Below are 18,003 nucleotides of genomic sequence, written 5' to 3'. Positions count from 1 at the left end.
AAAATCGGTTTGGCAACGAGCTGCATACGCCGTCCGAAATCGAGTGGCTGAGCGACAACGGTTCGGGCTACACGGCCGACGACACGCGTCGGTTCGCAGTGGCCATCGGCCTGAAGCCATTGACCACGCCGGTATGCAGCCCGCAAAGTAACGGGATGGCCGAGAGCTTCGTGAAGACGATGAAACGCGACTACGTCGCCTTCATGCCGAAGCCGGACGCAGCGACTGCTGCACGCAACCTGGCCATCGCGTTCGAGCATTACAACGAGAAGCATCCCCATAGCGCGTTGAAATACCGCTCGCCTCGCGAGTTCCGGCGCTCGATGGATTCAGCAACCTTAGTGTGATGCTGTGTCCGGTATTACAGGGTCAACTCCAGACGGACCACGGCGGTGTTGTTCTGGAGGGCTTCTCTGGTGCCGACTTTAGTGGCAGACCTGCCGCCGGACCCGGCCATATGGTGTCTTGTCCGAAGTGGGGCGGTATATACGCATGCTGCGCTGCCAGGCTCGCCGCCTTGGTCTCGAGCGCTTCACGCAACGAGTACAGTTCTATGATCATTTGATGCGTGGGCCGCGCGACGGTCAGCGCCTCACCGCGGCTCGTACGTCAACAGGATTTCCGCCTCGACACCTGACGCATGGCGACAGAGATCCCGGATTCGACCGAGCATGTGCCCCTATCACCCGGGCGACCTGAGAGCAGCGATCCGTTCTGGATGTCGGTCGCGTCGAAGCGATCGGATAGCGCCTGTCGGCCCGGCGGCTGATCAAACGCAGCCTGTCGCAAGACGCCTGACGCGACCATTTTCCAGTGTACGACCTGCTAAATCGCTTGCGCCCCAGATCCTTGGATATGGGGCAAGACCGATCAGGTGAAGACCGAGCGTACCTCCCCCAGGGATCGTGCATGTGGAGCCGATTCGTCCGCGCGGCGTGGCGCAAAACTTGTGAATCCTTCCCCCAAGACGCCTAGAATTCAATCATGGCTGCATTCCACATCCACAAGGAGGCTGTCATGACTCAGTCGATGATTGGTTGGGTGGTTGGTCTTGCGGTGGTCGCGGTGGTTGCAGTCGCGTTGGCGCGCCGTTACCAGAGCGAACATTCAAGTAAGGAAGTCGTTCAGTGGCTGGACTCCCATCACTTGGGGTGGATGCACCGCAAACATTGACCTCTCGGCGCTGGCGGCGATAAACCCCGCCTTGCCGAAGTTTACCGGGAGCCGAACACACGGATGCAGGCAGGCGGGTGAAGTCTGCCATGTCGTTGTCTCGCCAGGGGTCCTGGCAAGGAAGGCATCATGGATGATGAAGTGTGTACGACCCACACGCACGTGGCACGCCTTCGCGTAATGCAGACCACGTCTGGGCGCTACCGCGGAATCGTCCACTTGCACCGCATCGGAGAGGATCCCGGCACCTCTGAGCAACACGATACCGAAGGGGATTTTGCATCGGACGTGGAGGCGCGTGACGCCGCACGAACGCTCGCACGCCGATTGCTCGAAGAGCAAATCCAGGGGTATGAAAAGGCGCGAGGCATCGATCGAATCTGTGTCGGCGGCCTGGTCGTTACGCAACGTTGATCGGCAACGCGACGTCCATCAGCGCGTAGCGCGCCAGTCGCACGATGCGGCCGCTCGTCCGTTGATCTGCCTTGAGAACACGGGACAGAAAGGAATGTCGGTGTTACGACGCGAGTTTCCCGCTGACCGGCAGCATGGCTTCGGCTCGCGCAATTTCAGATCGGGACGCGTGTCTCCGATTGATGCGCGCTCCGATGCGTTGCTGTTCAACAGCGAGCCGTGTCAAAGAACTGCGTCGAACATCCCATGTTCGCCTCGGTTCTGATCGATGATGTCTTCTGCGTAACGTTGCGAAGCCCGGCGTGCGTCACCGGCACTGGCAAACGGCGAACCGTCGACAAGCTTGAAGGTCTGGCTCCGGGTCAGCGTGGCGTCAGTGCCGCGCAGGCAAACCTTGACCGCCGCGTCGAAACCGGCTTCGTAGTTGTGAGCACGGCCAGAGCCTGTGTGAAAGTGAGGATAAATCAGCGGATATATTTCGAATCCGCGATAGGTACGCATACTCATGATGAACTCCTGGTGATTGATGGCGACGAATTGCGTAGACGAGCGCAATCAATCTTCTATCGGCGCTACGTGGTTAGCGTCGAACAAATCGGTTTCGAGGCACACCGGGCGAAGCCCGTTCGTCTTTGTGCCGGAAATTGATACGTCCTTTGGTGAGGTCATAGACCGACAATTCCAGCTTGACCCGGTCGCCGGCGAGAATACGGATGCGGTGTTTGCGCATGCGGCCCGATGCGTACGCCGCAACGACCGCGCCGTTTTCCAGGGTGACGCGAAACCTGCTGTCCGGAAGCACCTCATCCACGACGCCGTCCAATTCCAGCAATTCTTCCTTTGCCAAATCAATTTCTCCAATCAATGTGACGTGCCGCAATCGCGGCGGCGGGCGGATATCCGGTCCCCGACAGGGAGCGGTTTGCGTGCAAATATCGAAAACGCCCATGCGTGGGGGGCGCGTGCCAACGCGACATGCGGGCCGCACCTCGTCCGGGCGTTAACGTGTCTCGGTGGAACGCTTCTTGCCGCTCGATTTGATGGGCGCAGAGGGTGCATTCGGTGGCACCCAGTTCAGCGCCGTGCCGAGCACCGGCAAATCCTTGGCGCGCCGTGGTCTCGCGAGTGATCTTTTGTTGCGCGATTGACTCTTGGTCAAAGTTGCCTCTGTATGCGTCGATCGCGATCTCACGATGAATGAGCCGTCCGATCGTTCGCCACCGGATGCGCGGCATCCCCCACTTTCTTCCTTGGGGTGTACGTCTCGAGGCGAAACGGTAGCCTCAGCAGGACTGTGGGCGCCTGCGCGCGGATGCGAAAGATCCCCGACGTTGACTGCGTGGCCGATCCTGCACGCAGGATCGACTAATGATGTGGATTACTGAGGAACGATGTTCGAGGCCTGCAGCCCCTTGGGCCCGTTCTTCGTCTCGTAGCTGACCTTTTGACCTTCGGCCAGCGTCTTGAAGCCATCGCCGCGAATCTCCGAGAAGTGCGCGAACAGATCATCGCCGCCGCTGTCAGGCGTGATGAAGCCAAAACCCTTGTTGTCGTTGAACCACTTGACGGTACCGGTATCCATGGAAATTCTCCTGATATTGGACAAATGTATGCGCCCCGATAGGGGAGCACGAAAAAGGATCAAGGAGGGAGAGGACAACGAATACCGCGTTCCGCGGTCAGTGATGAGCAGCAATCGCGCTTCTTGAAGGCTTCGGACACCCACCCTACGCGGGGACCAACACCCTGTCAAGCTGTTTCAGTCGGAGCATTTCGGGTGGCAGCGCAAGAACACGCCGCGGCCGGCGAGGCTCGCCCCGGTTGTATACCCTTGGCGCCGCGGCTTCGATTTGCTTCGAATGTCTAATTGAAATTTCGACGATACCGTCGTGGCCCCATCTCCCCGCGTATCGGCGATTGTTCACGCGCGGCTGAGCCGGTTCGTCCCGCGCCCGATCGGGGCGGCATGCCATGCGGCGGCTCGTGCAGAACTTTCCCTGTACAAGTTCGCCAATGGGCGTAGGATGGGGTCGTTGACTGACTCACTACCGATTCCCGCGCCACTCAAGGCGCCTCCCTCCGAACGTGATTGGGCCTCTCATCTAAACCGCGCAATGCGGACGAGCGCGCCGCGTATCGGCTGCGTATGCGAAGCGCCTGATCGATGCCTGTCTACAGGACACGAGCGTGTTGGATAACGCGTCCTGATCCCTTCCTCGGTCCATCCTGTTTCTGCGTCCGCGGCGCCGCCACAGACTCAAACACACCTGGCGCATGGCGCGCCGGCAACGTCGGGAGGCTGGATATGAACAGGAATGACCTGCTGAAGTGGATTCAGCGCGATGGTTCCGGTGTCATCGAACAGTTCCTGCCGTATGACGCTCGTGCCGAAATGGATGGCGTCATTCTCGATCGTCGTCATGAAATCGATGAGGATGCCTTTCCGATGTTTTTCTCGATCCGCGCGCTGTTGCGCAAAGGCGGAACGGCGAGTTGCGAATCGGACCAGGAAGCAGGCCGGATCATGGCACGCCTCAAGCTTTGACTGTTCTGGTCGCGACGATACGCTTCGCGGTGGCCGCGGGCCCCGCGGCAACTGAAGGAGGAAGGAAAATGCAACTCGACTCAACCCGATTCCATATCGACCCGACACCGCGCAGGGCCGACGGGGAATACATGGCACACGCGCGGATCAGCATCGATCGTGCAGACGGCAGTAAGTGCGACGTTCAACTGAGCGGAGATCTGGCTGGCTTCGACGTGCGCGAGGATGCGATTGCCTTTGCGAAAAACTGGGCGCACGAATGGCTCGACGCGCATTTGGCCGACGATCTCCCAGCGTTGACGAATTGAAATTCGGGTGGCACGCCAGCCGCCCGAGCAATCAGGGCGTCGCCGGGATCGAGACCCACGGCAATACATGCTGCTGCCACAGCAAGTTGACGCGGTGTCGAAGGTCGGTCGAGAGGATGGCCATCCTTGGAGGGCCACAGACCAAGGCAGCAAGCACGCCCTCCAACGGCCTCGTCACCGCCAGATCGGGCCGCATGCGTTCCGCATCCTCGAAGTCCGCGACTCTCGTGAGCCGAACTTCCTCCCAAGTGCGGCACGTCGCGTCGGGATATCATTCCAGCCCGTCGAAGGCACCCGCTTCGAGATCTTTCCTGAAATGCTGTAGCCAGTCGCTTTCGTCGCCGATCACGTATTCCTTCGTAATCTGCGTCGAGAGCCTGGTGATGGTGACATAGCCCTGCAGACCGAGGTTCTCATCACCCTTCGGGTCGGTCGTATCCGTTTCCTGAAGATCGAAATCGCCCTCTGCCAAGCCACGGCGCTCCAAGGTCGCCAGAAAGTCTCTGTGTTCATCCGGTTCGATCAGCCGCATATCCGGCCCCCTCGTGTTCAGCGGAGATGTCGCGAGGCCGACGGCACGCGTTCGAGCGTTGAAATCATGCATACCGAACTCATGTGGAATACCTCACGATCCCCCACATACGGCGCTACCGGGAAACAGGCGTCATCACCTGCAGTTTTATCGTCTGGGTCCTTTCATGCTTTCCGACTCCATGGCCGCATTCCACTCCTCGCTCGCCTCGATAGGGTCCATCGCTTCGTCGACCGAAGCCGTTGCGCGCTCGGCGGCCGCTTTGGTTTCGTCCTCCGCGGAGTCGACATCGCTGTTGCCGTCACCCGGGGGTAGCAGCATGTCCTTGAGCATCGCGCTCAGCTCCGGCGTGTCCCATGGCAGGCCACGCCGGGTTCGGACCTTTATGTAGTGTTTCACTTCCGCGTCCTGCTCCGCGGTTAGCGGCAGGCCCCGGAAGGTGCTTTGGGGGTCGGAGTCTGTCATCGCTGTCTCCTACTGCTATAGCGTCTTCAGTGTAGTCCCATTGCGACCATGAGAGTCGTGGCCGAAGCGCTCATTCGTCGAATCAAATGCCGTGCGTCGCCGCGGCAGGCAACAGCCGGCCATCGGCTGTCGTTGGCTGCCTACGTCGCCATGACATTTGATCGGTTGAATCCACCTCAGTCAAATGACATTCCGTCCGTCCATGACCGACCGATCATGAAGGAATACGAATTGATATGAACACGCATTCAGACGATATTGAAGCGAAGCTGACCAGCGACGGCCCATGGCTGCAACTGACCGACGCGGTTCACGGGATGCATCGGCGATGCGGGCGATGACATGGCGCACGCAGGCCTTAACCGATCCATATGTGCGCAGCATGTTTACGTCAACGGAACAGGACACCAGGTCGAACCGCTACCGGCCGGCTTCGGCTTGTGGTTGCGGGCACGCCGGAGAGCGAACATCGAGCGTGCGAAGGAGTAAGGGCAGACGCCACCGATCGCCTATGCTGGAAGCTCACGAGGAGCCGACTATGACGCCACATGACGTGATGATGATTTTCGAGCGGAGGAACGCAGAGGGAAAGGCGGCCGCCGATCTGGATCATGCTTGTGCCGGATTCGCCGGCTGGTTGGCGGAGGCATGGAGTCGATTGAGTGAGGAGGAGATCGCAGTTCTGACGTCGATCGGCGCCTCGCTGTATCGCGAGGGGTATGCGAGGCGGTACTAGGCAGGCTCGGGGACCAGCGCGAATATATTGGGCGGAGCGGACCGAAAGGGCGTATAAAGTTCGAATGACTATCCCCTCCGTTACCGCCGAGTCGGTCCTGGGCCTGTTCCGGCTCATTGCCGGGAGGGAGGAGCGCCGGACTTCCGGCGAATCGGCAAGGATGGCGGCGCTCCAGGCTCTTGCCGAGCAACTTGCACGCAACCATCAGGCAATGACGGAAGACAGTTGGGATGCAGCCGTCCGTGTTGGCGGTCTGCTGTTGCGAGCGGAAATGATCAACAACGACGCTGACACGGTGGCGCTTGACCTGCTAAGCCGGCTGCGGCGGCGGAAATGAAAAGCTCGTTCGAGCGTATAGCAAGTCGCCCCCTGCGGAGTGGCCATCATGTCGACACACCTGCTTCTTCTCTACAAGGGGTACGAACTTCATCCCCTCGTCTTCGCCCGTACATTCAGTCGCTTTGACGGGCATTCCCGTTACGCCGAAGGGTATGACATCGCGGTACGGATATGCCGCCCGGGCGCGATAGCAACCTCCGCAGCGAGCCGTATTTTCAGGCTGGGCCAACCGCATACATACTCCGACTTTGGTATGGCAAGGCGTGCCGCCCGGCAGCAGGGAAAGGACATCATCGACGGAAAGGTGAGTGGAGCTTCGGTCATCGACATGTAGTTCGGTCAAACGCAGCGGTCGGCCACGACGACACGAGAAGCTGAACGCACGCATTCTTCCTCACCGGTATCGCCACCATGCAAAGTGATCGCAATGCGATTCCGTACTACCTCGTTTTACGGACTGACTGCCCACCGTATGTTCTGAACGCTGACCGCCTCGTGCTGCGCCGCGCGGCAAGCCCTCTCCTGCGAGCGTTCGCGAGAGCCCGCGGCGCGCCGACCTCGATCGCGGACGACGTATGGAGCGACTTTTCCGGCTCGGAATCCATTCCGCTCCTTGAGCGCATGGAGATGCGGGCCTACGCACTGGTTCGCGGGGCCGAAAGCGAACATCAACTCCGGATACTGGCCACTCTCTGACTGCACCAACGTGCGCATTCCTTGCAGACGGCGCGCTCAGCAGCCTATTCGAAACGAGGTGTGTTTGCGAAGGCATCCAGTCCGAAAAATCGTCGATGGCGGTGACATCGCTTTGCTCCGCGTAGCGGCACCAATTTTGCATCTGGAGGTTCATTGATATCGCCCGGCCGACGTCTTCGGTGCTGGTCTTGCCATGCCTCCCCAAGCAGCTCGCCGAAAAGATCGATGCAGTGGCGAAATCGCGCCATATGAGCCGCGAAGCGTTGGTGGCCGAGTGTACGGAAGGAATTGGCCACCCAGCGTTGCGATCCTCCTGCCACGAACCTGTGTTGGCGTAGCTGCCGAACGCGACTCGGCGAATTCATCTGCCCGGGTTGCGTCGCTTCACCGATGCGGGACAGTGATGCATGCGCCGTTTGTCGTCACGAGCGACACGCCAAAGTAAAAAGCCGGCGCTTGGCCGGCTTCGAGTTCCGCCTTGCTGGGGCGGCTCCACGTTCTGTTTGAGAGCGGGGAGTTTTGCTACACATATGCTACAGGTTCGGCAGAAAACCCATGCCCAGACGCTTCCTTGCATCGGAAATACGCTGCCTGGGTGTAACGGCTTTCCACGAATGGGCACGGCTTCTCTGCCGCTCCGGGTGAACCACGGGCATGCCATCGTCGGTCGCGCGTGCCTCCGCCTGTTCTTGCTGCTCGTCCTTCGCGTTTTTTTCCCATTTCGGGCAATCGTTCATCAACATGCTCCCTCCACAACCCCGGTTTCGTCATTGATTGGCTCGCGCCGCCCGAGTCGAGATAAAACTGCGCAAGCGATACGGATCGCGACGGCCCACTTCGATCGCAGCGTTTACATCTCGATGAAGTCTGCGGCCGATCTGCAGTCCGTGCGTCATGTGTCAGCTTGCGCGTGCGGGCGTCTGAAGTCGGTACGCTGCCGTACGGGCGGGATGGCATGGATGCGGGTCCGGCAGGAGCGTAGAAGTCGAGACGGTGCTTGTTGCGTTCGTGATAATCAAGCAGCGCATCCTTCGACCGATCCATGCCCCCTCAGCCCCGGAATACCCGCACACGCGGCGAGTGCAGGTCAGAAAGAAGACGCACGTAGGGTACGCGTGCAAACGGGGGCCGACCTCACGAGATCGTGTACCGGTTCTGAGGTCCTCCCTTGTAAAGGTCTCGGGCGAGTCCCAGAATCCGGTCGCGATTGCGGTCGAAGGCCGCAAGCAAGGCGGGCTCGCCAGAATCCATGTCGGAGTTCAGTTTCGCCAGCATCGCATCGTCGACCAGAAAGGTAATCTCGCGAGAATTGTCGTAGCCCCAGAAACACACACAGTGTCTGGAAGCGTCGTAGGAGCGACTGGGGTTCGGAAAGTTGAGCGTCACGGTGCTATTCGCCATCTAACTCTCCTGACAGATATAACGCCACTTGCTCGCGTTGACATCGATGCGGGCGTCATTTTCGCGCCGCTTCTCGGCACGCTCGCTGTCCGCGCGCTTCAGTGCCAAGGCACGCGCCTTTTTCACGTCAACGTAATCGCTGTGGCTGGCGGGCGTGGTTGGCTTCAGTGCGGTTTGCTTAGGCATGCCGGTTCCCAAAAGAGAATTTCAAATTTCAGGACCGTCGCGGTGACTGAATTTCATCGTCGGCCGCCCTATACGAGGACCGGACGACAACCCGCAGGCTTGCCGCCGACGGCATCTCTCGCGCACGGAACTGGCGGATCAAACCTCGGAGGGAGGCTCGGTTGACGCGCGAAGTTCGCAGCTTCGACGTTCGTGCGCAGGATCGTCGTGGTGAGCCTTCTGCTTAGCTGTGCGGACAGGGGGAAGCGTAAGGAGTCGGAGCAAAACCATCGGTCACGCACATCGAACGTCACGAGAATGCGCGCTATACCACGGCCATGCAAGCGCTTGTGGGCTCTCAGAAAAGGTGTCTTTGGCCCCCCTAGACAGATCAAGGACTTGGACATCTTTTCTGAGAATGCCGCATGCTTCTCGTCTCAGAAAAGATGTCCTTGGCCACCGAAATTCTCAGAAAAGTCGTCTTTGGGAATGTCACGGCCTTGCCTGGGCGTCTCAAAGGAGCTTGGCGACAAGCAGTGTCGTGAATGTACGTCTCAGCACCCGGCGGCGTCGAACTGGTTGTGCCATAAATTTGCAAATAGTGTGCATCGAGCAATCTGCCATGGATCCTGATCTAGCCTGCAACTCAACGCTGCCCCGTGGTTTCGACCAGTTCCCGGCGTCTTTGAGGGACTCGAAGAGCGCGGCGTCGATCGTCTCGGCATGACGCCTCGCAGGCGACCGCGAGTTCGAATGAAGCCCGAGGCAAAGCGCTGGCCTGACGAACAGCAAGCTTTACGTCGGGAGCGAAACAGCCGACGAGCGGTTGTTGACCGACATGACGACGTATCTGGCGACGTAACGCACCGGTGCATCGCCGGTGCGTTACGTCCGACCAGACTTGGATCAACTCTCCTTGACAGCCTCGACGATCTTCTCCGCAACCACGGTTACGACGGTCACGACGACTGCCTTCAGCAATTCTCCCCACATGGTGATCTCCTTTGCAATTTGACCAGCCTCTGGCAGGTCGTTGGGTTTGGGAAAGTGCGCGGACCGGGACCGGCCAGAACGCAAGCGGATTATTGCCCCTCAGTCTGCACGTTTGCAAAGCCCGTGCACACAATTCGCACTAGTGCAAAATTATGTGCACTTGTCAGTGCGCAACGGCCGCGAATACCATTGCCGGCGACAATCACTCAATGGCCGCGGAGACCATCAAATGGACAAGCCGATCGCAATACGCATAAAAAGAAAGTTCCGCTCCATCGACGCCTTCGCAGCCGAACTTGTGAAGTCGCGTCGCGAATTCGCTAGCATGACGCCGCGCAGCCTCAGCGCGCGAATCGGCGCGCTCGACAAGGGTGAAAACGTCTGGTGGGAAAAGCGGAAAGCTTGCCTGGACCGTCTACTCGAGGTGCTCAGAATGGAAGCGAGCGAACTCAAGACCCGAAGAGCCGCGAGTCGTTATATCTTCAGCTTTCCGGCATTCCCAGAGGTGCCGCCACTCGATTTCCGCCGCCACGAAACGTGGCAAATCGGCGAACCGACGCTGGCGCAGCCCGGCCCGCATTCGAACCACGACCGATATCGCGACAGGCCCGCGCTGCAATTCTGGTTCGAGAGCGCTGGGTTTGCGCCCGAGAAGATCCAGTGGCTACAGGTCGAAGACGCCGTCGAATATGAGATGCTCACGCGCCGGCTCGCCGCCATTGGCCGTCGAGAACTGCTCGCCACACCCAGCCTCGGAAACGCGATCGGCACCCATCTGGACCGGCTACTGGACACGTCGCCCCTCATACTCGTGTGCGAGTCGGCTTCTTACGATGACGTCTTGCAGCTCGTCGGAATGCACCGCTCTGGGTCACCGCGACTGATCGTATCGCCGCTTTCCGTGCCATCTCCTGACATCAATGCCAGCGCGCAAGAACGCTGCAACGTCTTCGACTCCGTGAGTCCGTCGGCATCCGGGTATCAAGCTGCTCCCCTACCAGTCGAAAAGTGGATCTGGAAGTTGAAGCGCGACTGGCGTGCGTTGATGCTTCAATGGCTCGAGCGGCATTTCAATGAGCACGAGGTCGGCACAGCGTTCAACTATGATCTGGCACGTACGCTACTAGATAAATTCGACCGTGACGCGCAATGGTTCTCCAATGTCTACGAGATACTGGTTCTGTGTCATGCGATCGATGGCTATGCTCAACAACCACTAGATGAGGCTCTGTCCAGTAAGAGGCGAGCTTCGGATCTGCTGCAGTTGCTGTTCGGTCGTGACAAGACGCAATTGAAATTGCTTCGACAATTGATCTCTGCACGCTGGAAACGCTGGGACCTGCCGTGGCTCGGTGGCATCGATGAAAGCGAGTGGCATGCTTTGAGCGACCGGCAGCACGATTTAGAGTCACTGACGGACAAGAAGATCATCGTGCGAATCGGGAACGGGTTTGACTTCGCAAATCCGATCGCAACACGATTGTTGCTCCGAGAACATCTCGACAGTGTTTTGCGCGAGGGCCAGACTGCTTCGTGGGCGCCAGCCTGTTTTGATGCTCAGCGCCGGCTCCTGCTGGATGCAGCGCTCGACGCTGTAGAGATCGACGTGCTCGACCGGCTCCCAGCACAACTTGACCGTGATTCGGACATGGTCGAGGCGCGCGGCGCGATCGAGGCTTTGTTTGTTGCGATCGGTCGGCGCCTGATCCGCGCGGACCCCGTCCACGAAAGCCAATTCGCTCTGGCAGACCTTGCGCTTAGGCAAGCCCACTGTGACCGCGGCCTCGCGCTGCCAATTTCGCGCTCGCTTGCGACCCACGATGTACAACTCGAATGGATCGCAGTGTGCTGGGCCTGGAGTCTTGCTGCCCCGCCGGTGGCAGGTTGGGAACATAGCTGGTTCTTCCCAGGCTGGCTTACAGAGCAGCCCGACCGCATGGACGAGCGCCTGACCATGCCCGAACGTTACGAGCAAGGCAGTACGACCGAACGCTGGGGCAATCTCGCGACACCGCTGCGAGCCTTTCTGTCGGTTGTTGCGCGGTGGATGAAAAATCAGACAACGCCACCGCAATACGACAATATGCCTTCCGTGTTTCAGATCGCGTTGCTCGCACACGCGGCAGCGGGCAAGTGGCCAGTGGATGTCAGTTGGTGGTACGGCATCCTCGGCATACCTGCGGCCGAATCGGCACTGTGCGATCTCGTCGATTCATGGGGCACGACTTCGGAGCGAACGATGGCGCAAACATGGTGGCCATCCCTCATCCGATGCCTCGAATTAGAGTCTCGCACTGGGGTGCCCTGGAATCGGTTCATGGGCAAATCTCCCCGATCAAAGCGTGCTGATTCGAAACAGCCGGCACTACTCGATCGTGTGATGGCCCGCCTCGAAGACGATGCCGATGCCGAACTGAGCCGGCTGAGTGAAGAAGACATACGTTTTCTGTGCCTACAGCCCGATGCTCTCTCGGCGCGGTTTAAACGCGCACTTATCCGACTCGTCATGCACGACAGCCGATTCATATTGGCGGACTGGGAAGCGCCAGGATTTCTACTGCGATTCGGTCCTGACATCGCCGCGGATCTGGAGTCGCTGCTCGATCACGATAAGCTCGGCCCCCATGCCGCGCAGTTACTGTGGGAGTGGCGCCCATCCGATCCGAGGCATCTGCTTGGTGCCAAAAGTCAGCTTTGTCGCTCGGGCATGCAGAACCTTTTGCTAACCAGCCCGCCCGACTCGATCGCTATCGCCATTGCGCGGCTGCAACGCCAACCGGACATCCTCGCGCCTCAAACGCGCCGTCAATGGGTGCTCGCGCGTCTTCCTGATGCCCGACAGCACGCACCCGCGTTGCTGCAGATGCTTTAAGTACTGGATGCGAAACCGTCCGTGGTCTCGCTTAGGCCCTTGACTGATTTTGCCGAGAGTCTTGGACACCCGTGAGTACTTGATGGGGATCATGGCAACTGCTGACCGGATGGACGCAACGCCCGGACCGCTCAGGTTTGGCCGAGACAAACTGTATATGCTGAATCGGACAGCAGCGCGATCTTAGGGGCATGAGCTAGGTAGCACCGCCCGTGCCCCATCTGCGGAGGAACGAGCCGGATAAGCTCCCGCACAAGCAATCGTATGCGGACTCCTCTTCAACTAGTTGTTCACGCGCGCAAGGACAGCTAGGTACTCGTGGCATCGTGAGATACGATGGCGGCGTACTGCCCCCCCCAATTCCGATCAGTCATTCTGCATTTATCAATCTACCCATGAGCCTGGATCGCGTTTGCTCCTCTTGCTTCTCCGATCATGACTTGCGTGCTTGGGTTCGGAACCAAGATGGCCCCCGTGGCTGCTGCGTCTGCAACAAGTTTGACTCCCCAACAGCGGAGTTCCACAAAATTGTGAATCGCATCGAAGAATGCCTTAGGCGTTACTACGGTAGAGCGGTTGATCAACTTGGGTATTGTTCAGCGGAAGGGGGATATTTAGGGGAGCACTGGGATTCGTGGGACATGCTCGCCAAGGTCGGGTTGGATTTTCCTCGAGACTATAGCGGAAGGCTGAACTCTGCTATTGCGGGCGCCATGACTGATGAGCCTTGGTGCGACTTCGATGTCGGCGCGCTTGACCTTGACCATGCGTTGTGGAGCAGTTGGGAATCGTTCTGCTCGACAGTAAAGCACGAACGGAGGTTCTTTTTTCACGCCAGCGGTAGGGACGACCAAGACTCGTTCACTCCGGCATCACTGTTGAGTAGCATCGCTCATGCGAGTGAAGACCTCGGTTTGATAACAGAGATTCCTCCCGGATTGGGATTTTGGCGTGCTCGGCCAGATCTTCAGAAGGGGCAGCGCGTCGGGGCATCGAATTTTGGCCCACCTCCAGCCCACCTCGCTCGTCAAAGCAATCGCATGAATCCTGCCGGTATCCCAATGCTATATCTCGCATCGTCGCAGGCGACAGCTCTAAAGGAAACTCGCACGGAACAAGCAAAGGTAGGGCGCTGGCGCACGGCGCGCTCGATACGGATTCTAGATCTTCGCTGCCTACCACCTGTGCCTGGCGTGTTTTCCGATTCCGCACGCGCACCAGCCCTGACGCTCAAATTCCTGCATGAATTTGCCGACGACATCATGAAGCCGGTCGCGCGGGACGAGCAGGTTCATATTGACTACCTGCCCTCACAGGTTGTTACTGAGTTCATGCGTGACCATTTGTTTAAAGCCGGAGCGCTGGACGGAATTGCATACAGGAGCTCCGTCCATCGCGGTGGTTGGAACCTCGCACTTTTCCTAGGAACGATCGATCTAGGGCTTGCGGAACGCGAATGGGGCCCCAGACGTCCACTCGCATTTACGTTCGACAAGTCGACGTGGGTCACTTCTGCCTAGGGCCGCATCCTACCAATAGCACTGGACAACGAGTGGTGCAGATTCGACCGTTCGGCGCGACTGAAATTGCGTTTTCAAAGAGATGGTCTAGGTGCGCTGAGGGGCGTACGTGGACCGCGTCTACAGATAGACCTGATCGTCGTCATCAGTACGCTTTTTGTCAAACAGCTTTCCGAATTGCTCAGAAAAATCAACGTCTTGGCTGGAGTCACGAATTTCTCGTAATCTCTCAATCTCCTCATTGAAGATGCCGCGAAATTCAGTCAGCAAATCGACTAGTCCAAGATTAGAAAGCGCGCGCTCCACTAAGTCAGGTCGAGCACAGACGCGTCTTGCCAGATAGGCAGGCTCGCGTTCGACATCGAACTGGCAAGCCGCATCATCATCGGTTGGCCGAGGCGTCAAGAAGAACTCGAACTGCTCCGGATACACGGAAGGTGATCCGGTCTCCAGAAGCCCAAAGATGATTGAACGCTCCCGCAGATCCAAGGATGCCAAGGCAGACTCACAACCCTTCGAGGCACTATGCAGGCGCAGGAAGGTGTCCCGATCCAAACCATCGACGGGGATCGACACGTCAATCAGAAGGGCGAGTGATCTTGTTTTCTGGATAATGTTACAAGCCCTTTGAAAGTCCCTGGAGCCCAGCTTATAGGTTGAACAGACATCGTCTCTCGCTTCAATGAAAGCGGCACTTCCCCATTGGCCACGAGGTGGCAATCGGCTAGCGATCACCACAAGCTGTTCACGATTCAGCTTGCTGGTAAAAGTGCCCGTCGAGTACTCAAACACCAGCGCATCAAGACAACGCTCTAGTTCCTCGAGCAACTCACACAGTTCAGCGTATCCTTCCGCAAAGTATTGGAGGTTGATATGCGGAGTATCACTTAGATGAAGACTCGAGTCCTCAGCATTTGAGGCATATCTGAACGTTTGACCGGATTTGTCGATCTCATCGATTCCAATAACGTACGGTTTTAAATTCTCCACGAGTACGCTCAGTCTCTGATCTGCAGCTTTGCTGCAGATCGCATCAAGGTCTGACCACACGTCCAGTACGCTGTGTGTGAGTTCCGTTGCCTGCGGCTTCGAGAGGCCGTGCGATGAGTTTGGCGATCGCATCTTGAAGATCTTCCACGCCCGTGGCAGAGCGCGCTTGAGTGCCAACTCGACATGGTGTCTGGCGGAGTAGCAGATCGGATAGACGAGCGTATCGATTAACAGACTTTCCCCCCAATGCTCATCCGCCGCAGCAGGCTTGGCTACACCCAGAAGCTTCAGCATCACCTCGGCAGCGGACTTGAACCCGTCGGCGTAGCCTATTGAGTTGTCAAACGATCCAGTGTTTTTGCCAACGCACGCGTTGAGATGCCAATTTTCTCCACGGCCCAGATAGGCCTTGATTAATTTGTTATCGGTATTCACATCGACGGGGAAGGTGCTCGAATTTTTGTCCATATCTATACGGTTAAAGCGTTGGCGGCACGGCGTCGTCACAAGGTCGCCTGTGGTCGGCGATTCCGTCGGTAGCGGAACGGCTCGATCACTTCGTCCATCCAATCGGCGAGGCGGTCCACGGCGTCCAGCACGCTCATCAAGTGATCACCGGTCACCGCAATCCGCGGCGCCATCAACCAGACGCTATCCCGGTTCATGTCAACGTCTGAGAGGAGGTTTCGTTCGAACTCGTCGAGAAAGAATGGGCTTTTCAGGCGAGCGAGTTCTCGCGTGGAATGGCTAGGGCGATTCATTGTGAGTGAATTCTGGTGCTGCACACGGTTGCGCACAAGCACCACTTGCTCGAGCAGTTCGAGGTCTATCCCGCTGTCGTCGAGGTGAACCCCCAGATGCGTCTCGAACAGGGCGCAATAGCCGGCGACGAAACCGCGCTTTTTCATTACCTTCGCCGTCTCGTCATCGACGGCGAGGCCCGTCAGACGTTTCCACGTATCGAAGAAGATTTTCAACGTGTCCGAAAGCATGGAAACGCATGAGTAACCAAGCACGTGCAGCGAATCGTCAGCCTCTTGCCATTCAACTTGAAACGGCGGCTCCCCGTCCTCGCTGTACGGCGGCTCGAACGGGTCCACACCCCGCTCGATCTGATCCTTGCGCTGCGCGTACGGCGCCGCTGACGTTTTGTAGAGTTGACGGATGAAGTTCACCCGCTCGTGCAGAAACCAGCCGACGTCCATCGAATTCTCCCCCGTTCCGTTTCAGAGACGGTAGCACGGATGAAGGCTGATCACGTCGTACGTAACTCAGCGCGATAGTCGCTCGGCGCGCGCCTGGCGCAAGACGGCCAGTCGATACCTCACGCCCGGGTTTCGGTCGATCAGACTATTGCAGTGCACGTATGCTACCCGGAATCTTGGATCGAACGTTTCGCTGCTTTTTTTCGTTGTCATCGTTGAATGTTCACAAAGGCCTTGTCGCGGGTTAGCTGACTATCATCAGACTGGCACGTTGCCATTTTAGAAGCATCGGCCGCCTCACCGCATAGCAACCACACGACGCCGCTCTCATCACCCCATAATCCCCTTGTCCATAGCCACCGCTCGCACCTCTTCCATTTCGACGAAGTGATAGATTTCCAATTTCATTGAATTTCAGAATAAAAATATCGAAAATAGAAATAAATTTGCAAATACGCCGAAGTTTCGCAGCCGATGCGAATTTTTATTCAAAGACAACTCATTGAGACTGCGGACATCTTTTTTGAGAAACAACAGCGCTATCTCGCGCCAGCGCGCGGGCGATCAAACCCCGTACCGGCAATCGTCAATCAAACTGTACCGGTACTGTACAGAAAACCGTCGCTAAACTGACCTCCATCCCAGTCCAGAACAGAATGGAGAATCCGCGATGGAATTCCTCACCCTGAGCGCGCTGCCCGCCGGCATGCTGTTTGCGCTCGTCACGTCGATCACGCCCGGCCCGAACAACACGATGCTGCTCGCGTCCGGCGTCAATTTCGGTTTCCGCCGCACCATGCCGCACCTGTTCGGCATCAGCACCGGCGTCGCGATCCTGATGCTCTGTGTCGGCTTCGGCCTCGGCGAAGCATTCAAGCGCCTGCCGCTGCTCTATACGATCCTCGAAGTCGCGAGCGTCGCGTACCTGCTGTACCTCGCGTGGCGCATCGGCACGTCGGGCGAAGTGAAGGCGCACGGCGGCAAGCCGCGGCCGATGACGTTCATCGAAGCCGCCGCTTTCCAGTGGATCAATCCGAAGGCATGGATGATGGTGCTGACCGCCGCGACGACGATCCGCCTGTCCGGCGACTACGGGATGAACGCCGCGTGGATGGCCGTCGTATTCATTCTGATCGGCTTTCCGTGCATCAGCCTGTGGGCCGCGTTCGGGCTCGGCCTGCGCCGCTTCCTGTCGAATCCCCGCGCGCTGCGCCTCTTCAACATGACGATGGCCGTGCTGCTGATCCTGTCGCTGTACCCCCTGATCGCGCACCTGCTGCCGCAGTGAGCGCTCACAGCGCGCCCGTTGAGATTCGTGCCATGCAGGCGTACCCTTTTGGTACGGGCGCGCGCAACCGCTTCGCCGGTTGCGCCGCTGCTGCCGGGAGAGTGCCGATGAAGCCACTGCTGAGGGCGGGTGAACACATCGAGGGGATGCACTGGATCGCCGAGTATCGCCCGCTCACGCACGAGATTCGTGTGTTGCGCGAAGACATCGAGATCGGCATCTATTGCGCACCGCCGACGATGTTCGGCGAAGAGGAAGACATGGGCGCCGCGAACCTCTCCGATCATCGCAGCCGGGAGGCTGCGCTGCGCGCGTATCTGCGCAACTTCGTGAAGGAACACGACGCGGAAGAATAACCGGC

Annotated in this window: 25 protein-coding genes; 15 read left to right on the top strand and 10 right to left on the bottom strand. The window is 58.5% G+C overall.

Annotation, left to right across the window (positions count from 1 at the left end; translation table 11 throughout):
* From DPV74_RS01090 to DPV74_RS01080, 4 genes are all read left to right on the top strand, one after another.
* Positions 1-347: integrase core domain-containing protein (locus tag DPV74_RS01090; protein WP_162922917.1), on the top strand; the 347-nt coding region annotated here is incomplete at its 5' end.
* On the top strand, positions 347-565 hold the full coding sequence (locus DPV74_RS42070) for a PAAR domain-containing protein (protein ID WP_374708949.1): 219 nt from the start codon (positions 347-349) through the stop codon (positions 563-565). The genes DPV74_RS01090 and DPV74_RS42070, both read left to right, overlap by 1 nt.
* A 419-nt stretch (positions 566-984) precedes the next feature.
* A complete protein-coding gene (locus DPV74_RS01085; protein WP_034195989.1) occupies positions 985-1,173 on the top strand; it encodes a hypothetical protein in 189 nt (62 codons plus the stop codon).
* 129 nt (positions 1,174-1,302) lie between these two features.
* On the top strand, positions 1,303-1,587 hold the full coding sequence (locus DPV74_RS01080; protein WP_240439897.1) for a hypothetical protein: 285 nt from the start codon (positions 1,303-1,305) through the stop codon (positions 1,585-1,587).
* Between the two features lie 222 nt (positions 1,588-1,809).
* Here the strand turns inward: DPV74_RS01080 and DPV74_RS01075 are convergent, their stop codons facing one another.
* Both DPV74_RS01075 and infA read right to left on the bottom strand, forming a co-directional pair.
* Positions 1,810-2,094 (bottom strand): hypothetical protein, encoded by a 285-nt coding sequence (locus tag DPV74_RS01075; RefSeq protein WP_059699281.1) that lies wholly within the window; start codon positions 2,092-2,094, stop codon positions 1,810-1,812.
* A gap of 73 nt (positions 2,095-2,167) precedes the next feature.
* On the bottom strand, positions 2,168-2,434 hold the full coding sequence (gene infA, locus DPV74_RS01070; RefSeq protein WP_027790083.1) for a translation initiation factor IF-1: 267 nt from the start codon (positions 2,432-2,434) through the stop codon (positions 2,168-2,170).
* Positions 2,435-2,600: 166 nt separating this feature from the next.
* Between infA and DPV74_RS01065 the strand changes: the two genes are divergently transcribed.
* The gene (locus DPV74_RS01065) at positions 2,601-2,735 is read left to right on the top strand and encodes a hypothetical protein (protein WP_257942887.1); all 135 of its coding nucleotides are present in this window, start codon (positions 2,601-2,603) and stop codon (positions 2,733-2,735) included.
* Between the two features lie 230 nt (positions 2,736-2,965).
* Here the strand turns inward: DPV74_RS01065 and DPV74_RS01060 are convergent, their stop codons facing one another.
* Positions 2,966-3,169 carry a cold-shock protein gene (locus tag DPV74_RS01060; protein WP_011548695.1) on the bottom strand — a complete coding sequence of 68 codons (204 nt, stop codon included), beginning with the start codon at positions 3,167-3,169 and terminating at the stop codon, positions 2,966-2,968.
* A 723-nt stretch (positions 3,170-3,892) separates the two neighbouring features.
* Here DPV74_RS01060 and DPV74_RS01055 point away from each other — a divergent pair.
* Together DPV74_RS01055 and DPV74_RS01050 are read left to right on the top strand one after the other, a co-directional pair.
* Positions 3,893-4,132 (top strand): hypothetical protein, encoded by a 240-nt coding sequence (locus DPV74_RS01055; RefSeq protein ID WP_119336351.1) that lies wholly within the window; start codon positions 3,893-3,895, stop codon positions 4,130-4,132.
* A 68-nt stretch (positions 4,133-4,200) separates the two neighbouring features.
* Positions 4,201-4,440 carry a hypothetical protein gene (locus DPV74_RS01050; RefSeq protein WP_059699232.1) on the top strand — a complete coding sequence of 80 codons (240 nt, stop codon included), beginning with the start codon at positions 4,201-4,203 and terminating at the stop codon, positions 4,438-4,440.
* Between the two features lie 271 nt (positions 4,441-4,711).
* On the opposite strand, the gene DPV74_RS01045 is transcribed toward DPV74_RS01050, so the two are convergent.
* Positions 4,712-4,972, bottom strand: a complete 261-nt coding sequence (locus DPV74_RS01045; RefSeq protein ID WP_060175077.1) for a hypothetical protein — start codon at positions 4,970-4,972, stop codon at positions 4,712-4,714.
* A gap of 147 nt (positions 4,973-5,119) precedes the next feature.
* The gene (locus tag DPV74_RS01040; RefSeq protein ID WP_060083184.1) at positions 5,120-5,437 is read right to left on the bottom strand and encodes a hypothetical protein; all 318 of its coding nucleotides are present in this window, start codon (positions 5,435-5,437) and stop codon (positions 5,120-5,122) included.
* A 538-nt stretch (positions 5,438-5,975) separates the two neighbouring features.
* Between DPV74_RS01040 and DPV74_RS01035 the strand changes: the two genes are divergently transcribed.
* From DPV74_RS01035 to DPV74_RS41940, 4 genes are all read left to right on the top strand, one after another.
* A complete protein-coding gene (locus tag DPV74_RS01035; protein WP_027790087.1) occupies positions 5,976-6,173 on the top strand; it encodes a hypothetical protein in 198 nt (65 codons plus the stop codon).
* Positions 6,174-6,237: 64 nt separating this feature from the next.
* Entirely contained in the window at positions 6,238-6,510 is a 273-nt protein-coding gene (locus DPV74_RS01030) for a hypothetical protein (protein ID WP_027790088.1), read from the top strand.
* A gap of 48 nt (positions 6,511-6,558) precedes the next feature.
* Positions 6,559-6,846: a hypothetical protein gene (locus DPV74_RS01025; RefSeq protein WP_027790089.1), complete on the top strand. Its 288-nt coding sequence runs from the start codon at positions 6,559-6,561 to the stop codon at positions 6,844-6,846.
* 77 nt (positions 6,847-6,923) lie between these two features.
* Positions 6,924-7,208 carry a hypothetical protein gene (locus tag DPV74_RS41940; protein ID WP_119336349.1) on the top strand — a complete coding sequence of 95 codons (285 nt, stop codon included), beginning with the start codon at positions 6,924-6,926 and terminating at the stop codon, positions 7,206-7,208.
* A gap of 533 nt (positions 7,209-7,741) precedes the next feature.
* Here DPV74_RS41940 and DPV74_RS01020 read toward each other — a convergent pair.
* The 3 genes from DPV74_RS01020 to DPV74_RS01010 form a co-directional block, all read right to left on the bottom strand.
* Positions 7,742-7,951 carry a hypothetical protein gene (locus DPV74_RS01020; RefSeq protein WP_226150733.1) on the bottom strand — a complete coding sequence of 70 codons (210 nt, stop codon included), beginning with the start codon at positions 7,949-7,951 and terminating at the stop codon, positions 7,742-7,744.
* Between the two features lie 391 nt (positions 7,952-8,342).
* Positions 8,343-8,609, bottom strand: a complete 267-nt coding sequence (locus DPV74_RS01015; RefSeq protein ID WP_059684822.1) for a DUF1488 domain-containing protein — start codon at positions 8,607-8,609, stop codon at positions 8,343-8,345.
* Positions 8,610-8,795, bottom strand: a complete 186-nt coding sequence (locus tag DPV74_RS01010; RefSeq protein WP_119336348.1) for a hypothetical protein — start codon at positions 8,793-8,795, stop codon at positions 8,610-8,612.
* 1,201 nt (positions 8,796-9,996) lie between these two features.
* Here DPV74_RS01010 and DPV74_RS01005 point away from each other — a divergent pair.
* Positions 9,997-12,639 carry a hypothetical protein gene (locus tag DPV74_RS01005; protein WP_119336347.1) on the top strand — a complete coding sequence of 881 codons (2,643 nt, stop codon included), beginning with the start codon at positions 9,997-9,999 and terminating at the stop codon, positions 12,637-12,639.
* A 395-nt stretch (positions 12,640-13,034) separates the two neighbouring features.
* Positions 13,035-14,159 carry a HEPN-associated N-terminal domain-containing protein gene (locus tag DPV74_RS01000; RefSeq protein WP_119336346.1) on the top strand — a complete coding sequence of 375 codons (1,125 nt, stop codon included), beginning with the start codon at positions 13,035-13,037 and terminating at the stop codon, positions 14,157-14,159.
* A 120-nt stretch (positions 14,160-14,279) separates the two neighbouring features.
* On the opposite strand, the gene DPV74_RS00995 is transcribed toward DPV74_RS01000, so the two are convergent.
* Both DPV74_RS00995 and DPV74_RS00990 read right to left on the bottom strand, forming a co-directional pair.
* Positions 14,280-15,656 carry a hypothetical protein gene (locus DPV74_RS00995; protein ID WP_257942886.1) on the bottom strand — a complete coding sequence of 459 codons (1,377 nt, stop codon included), beginning with the start codon at positions 15,654-15,656 and terminating at the stop codon, positions 14,280-14,282.
* Positions 15,653-16,354, bottom strand: coding sequence for a hypothetical protein (locus tag DPV74_RS00990; protein WP_119336344.1), 702 nt, complete (start codon positions 16,352-16,354; stop codon positions 15,653-15,655). The genes DPV74_RS00995 and DPV74_RS00990 overlap by 4 nt, the downstream gene beginning before the upstream one ends.
* 670 nt (positions 16,355-17,024) lie before the next feature.
* Between DPV74_RS00990 and DPV74_RS00985 the strand changes: the two genes are divergently transcribed.
* Together DPV74_RS00985 and DPV74_RS00980 are read left to right on the top strand one after the other, a co-directional pair.
* Entirely contained in the window at positions 17,025-17,642 is a 618-nt protein-coding gene (locus tag DPV74_RS00985) for a LysE family translocator (protein ID WP_091923880.1), read from the top strand.
* Between the two features lie 107 nt (positions 17,643-17,749).
* Positions 17,750-17,998: a hypothetical protein gene (locus tag DPV74_RS00980; RefSeq protein ID WP_027790093.1), complete on the top strand. Its 249-nt coding sequence runs from the start codon at positions 17,750-17,752 to the stop codon at positions 17,996-17,998.
* Positions 17,999-18,003: the final 5 nt, after the last annotated feature.

The organism is Burkholderia sp. HAN2018, assembly GCF_024704855.1.
In the GTDB taxonomy this organism is placed as follows: domain Bacteria; phylum Pseudomonadota; class Gammaproteobacteria; order Burkholderiales; family Burkholderiaceae; genus Burkholderia; species Burkholderia cepacia.
The sequence above is the reverse complement of the archived record's forward strand: the minus strand, read 5'-3'. Positions and strand labels throughout refer to the sequence as shown.

Bases quoted from the DNA above. Each gene is read 5' to 3' on its own strand.
- DPV74_RS01050 (WP_059699232.1), top strand. From the start codon at position 4,201: ATGCAACTCGACTCAACCCGATTCCATATCGACCCGACACCGCGCAGG.
- DPV74_RS01015 (WP_059684822.1), bottom strand. From the start codon at position 8,609: ATGGCGAATAGCACCGTGACGCTCAACTTTCCGAACCCCAGTCGCTCC.
- DPV74_RS00980 (WP_027790093.1), top strand. From the start codon at position 17,750: ATGAAGCCACTGCTGAGGGCGGGTGAACACATCGAGGGGATGCACTGG.
- DPV74_RS00985 (WP_091923880.1), top strand. From the start codon at position 17,025: ATGGAATTCCTCACCCTGAGCGCGCTGCCCGCCGGCATGCTGTTTGCG.
- DPV74_RS41940 (WP_119336349.1), top strand. From the start codon at position 6,924: ATGCAAAGTGATCGCAATGCGATTCCGTACTACCTCGTTTTACGGACT.
- DPV74_RS01020 (WP_226150733.1), bottom strand. From the start codon at position 7,951: ATGTTGATGAACGATTGCCCGAAATGGGAAAAAAACGCGAAGGACGAG.
- DPV74_RS01035 (WP_027790087.1), top strand. From the start codon at position 5,976: ATGACGCCACATGACGTGATGATGATTTTCGAGCGGAGGAACGCAGAG.
- DPV74_RS01010 (WP_119336348.1), bottom strand. From the start codon at position 8,795: ATGCCTAAGCAAACCGCACTGAAGCCAACCACGCCCGCCAGCCACAGC.
- DPV74_RS01025 (WP_027790089.1), top strand. From the start codon at position 6,559: ATGTCGACACACCTGCTTCTTCTCTACAAGGGGTACGAACTTCATCCC.
- DPV74_RS01060 (WP_011548695.1), bottom strand. From the start codon at position 3,169: ATGGATACCGGTACCGTCAAGTGGTTCAACGACAACAAGGGTTTTGGC.
- DPV74_RS01080 (WP_240439897.1), top strand. From the start codon at position 1,303: ATGGATGATGAAGTGTGTACGACCCACACGCACGTGGCACGCCTTCGC.
- DPV74_RS00990 (WP_119336344.1), bottom strand. From the start codon at position 16,354: ATGGACGTCGGCTGGTTTCTGCACGAGCGGGTGAACTTCATCCGTCAA.
- DPV74_RS01040 (WP_060083184.1), bottom strand. From the start codon at position 5,437: ATGACAGACTCCGACCCCCAAAGCACCTTCCGGGGCCTGCCGCTAACC.
- DPV74_RS01045 (WP_060175077.1), bottom strand. From the start codon at position 4,972: ATGCGGCTGATCGAACCGGATGAACACAGAGACTTTCTGGCGACCTTG.
- DPV74_RS01085 (WP_034195989.1), top strand. From the start codon at position 985: ATGGCTGCATTCCACATCCACAAGGAGGCTGTCATGACTCAGTCGATG.
- DPV74_RS42070 (WP_374708949.1), top strand. From the start codon at position 347: ATGCTGTGTCCGGTATTACAGGGTCAACTCCAGACGGACCACGGCGGT.
- DPV74_RS01030 (WP_027790088.1), top strand. From the start codon at position 6,238: ATGACTATCCCCTCCGTTACCGCCGAGTCGGTCCTGGGCCTGTTCCGG.
- DPV74_RS01000 (WP_119336346.1), top strand. From the start codon at position 13,035: ATGAGCCTGGATCGCGTTTGCTCCTCTTGCTTCTCCGATCATGACTTG.
- DPV74_RS01055 (WP_119336351.1), top strand. From the start codon at position 3,893: ATGAACAGGAATGACCTGCTGAAGTGGATTCAGCGCGATGGTTCCGGT.
- DPV74_RS01005 (WP_119336347.1), top strand. From the start codon at position 9,997: ATGGACAAGCCGATCGCAATACGCATAAAAAGAAAGTTCCGCTCCATC.
- DPV74_RS01075 (WP_059699281.1), bottom strand. From the start codon at position 2,094: ATGAGTATGCGTACCTATCGCGGATTCGAAATATATCCGCTGATTTAT.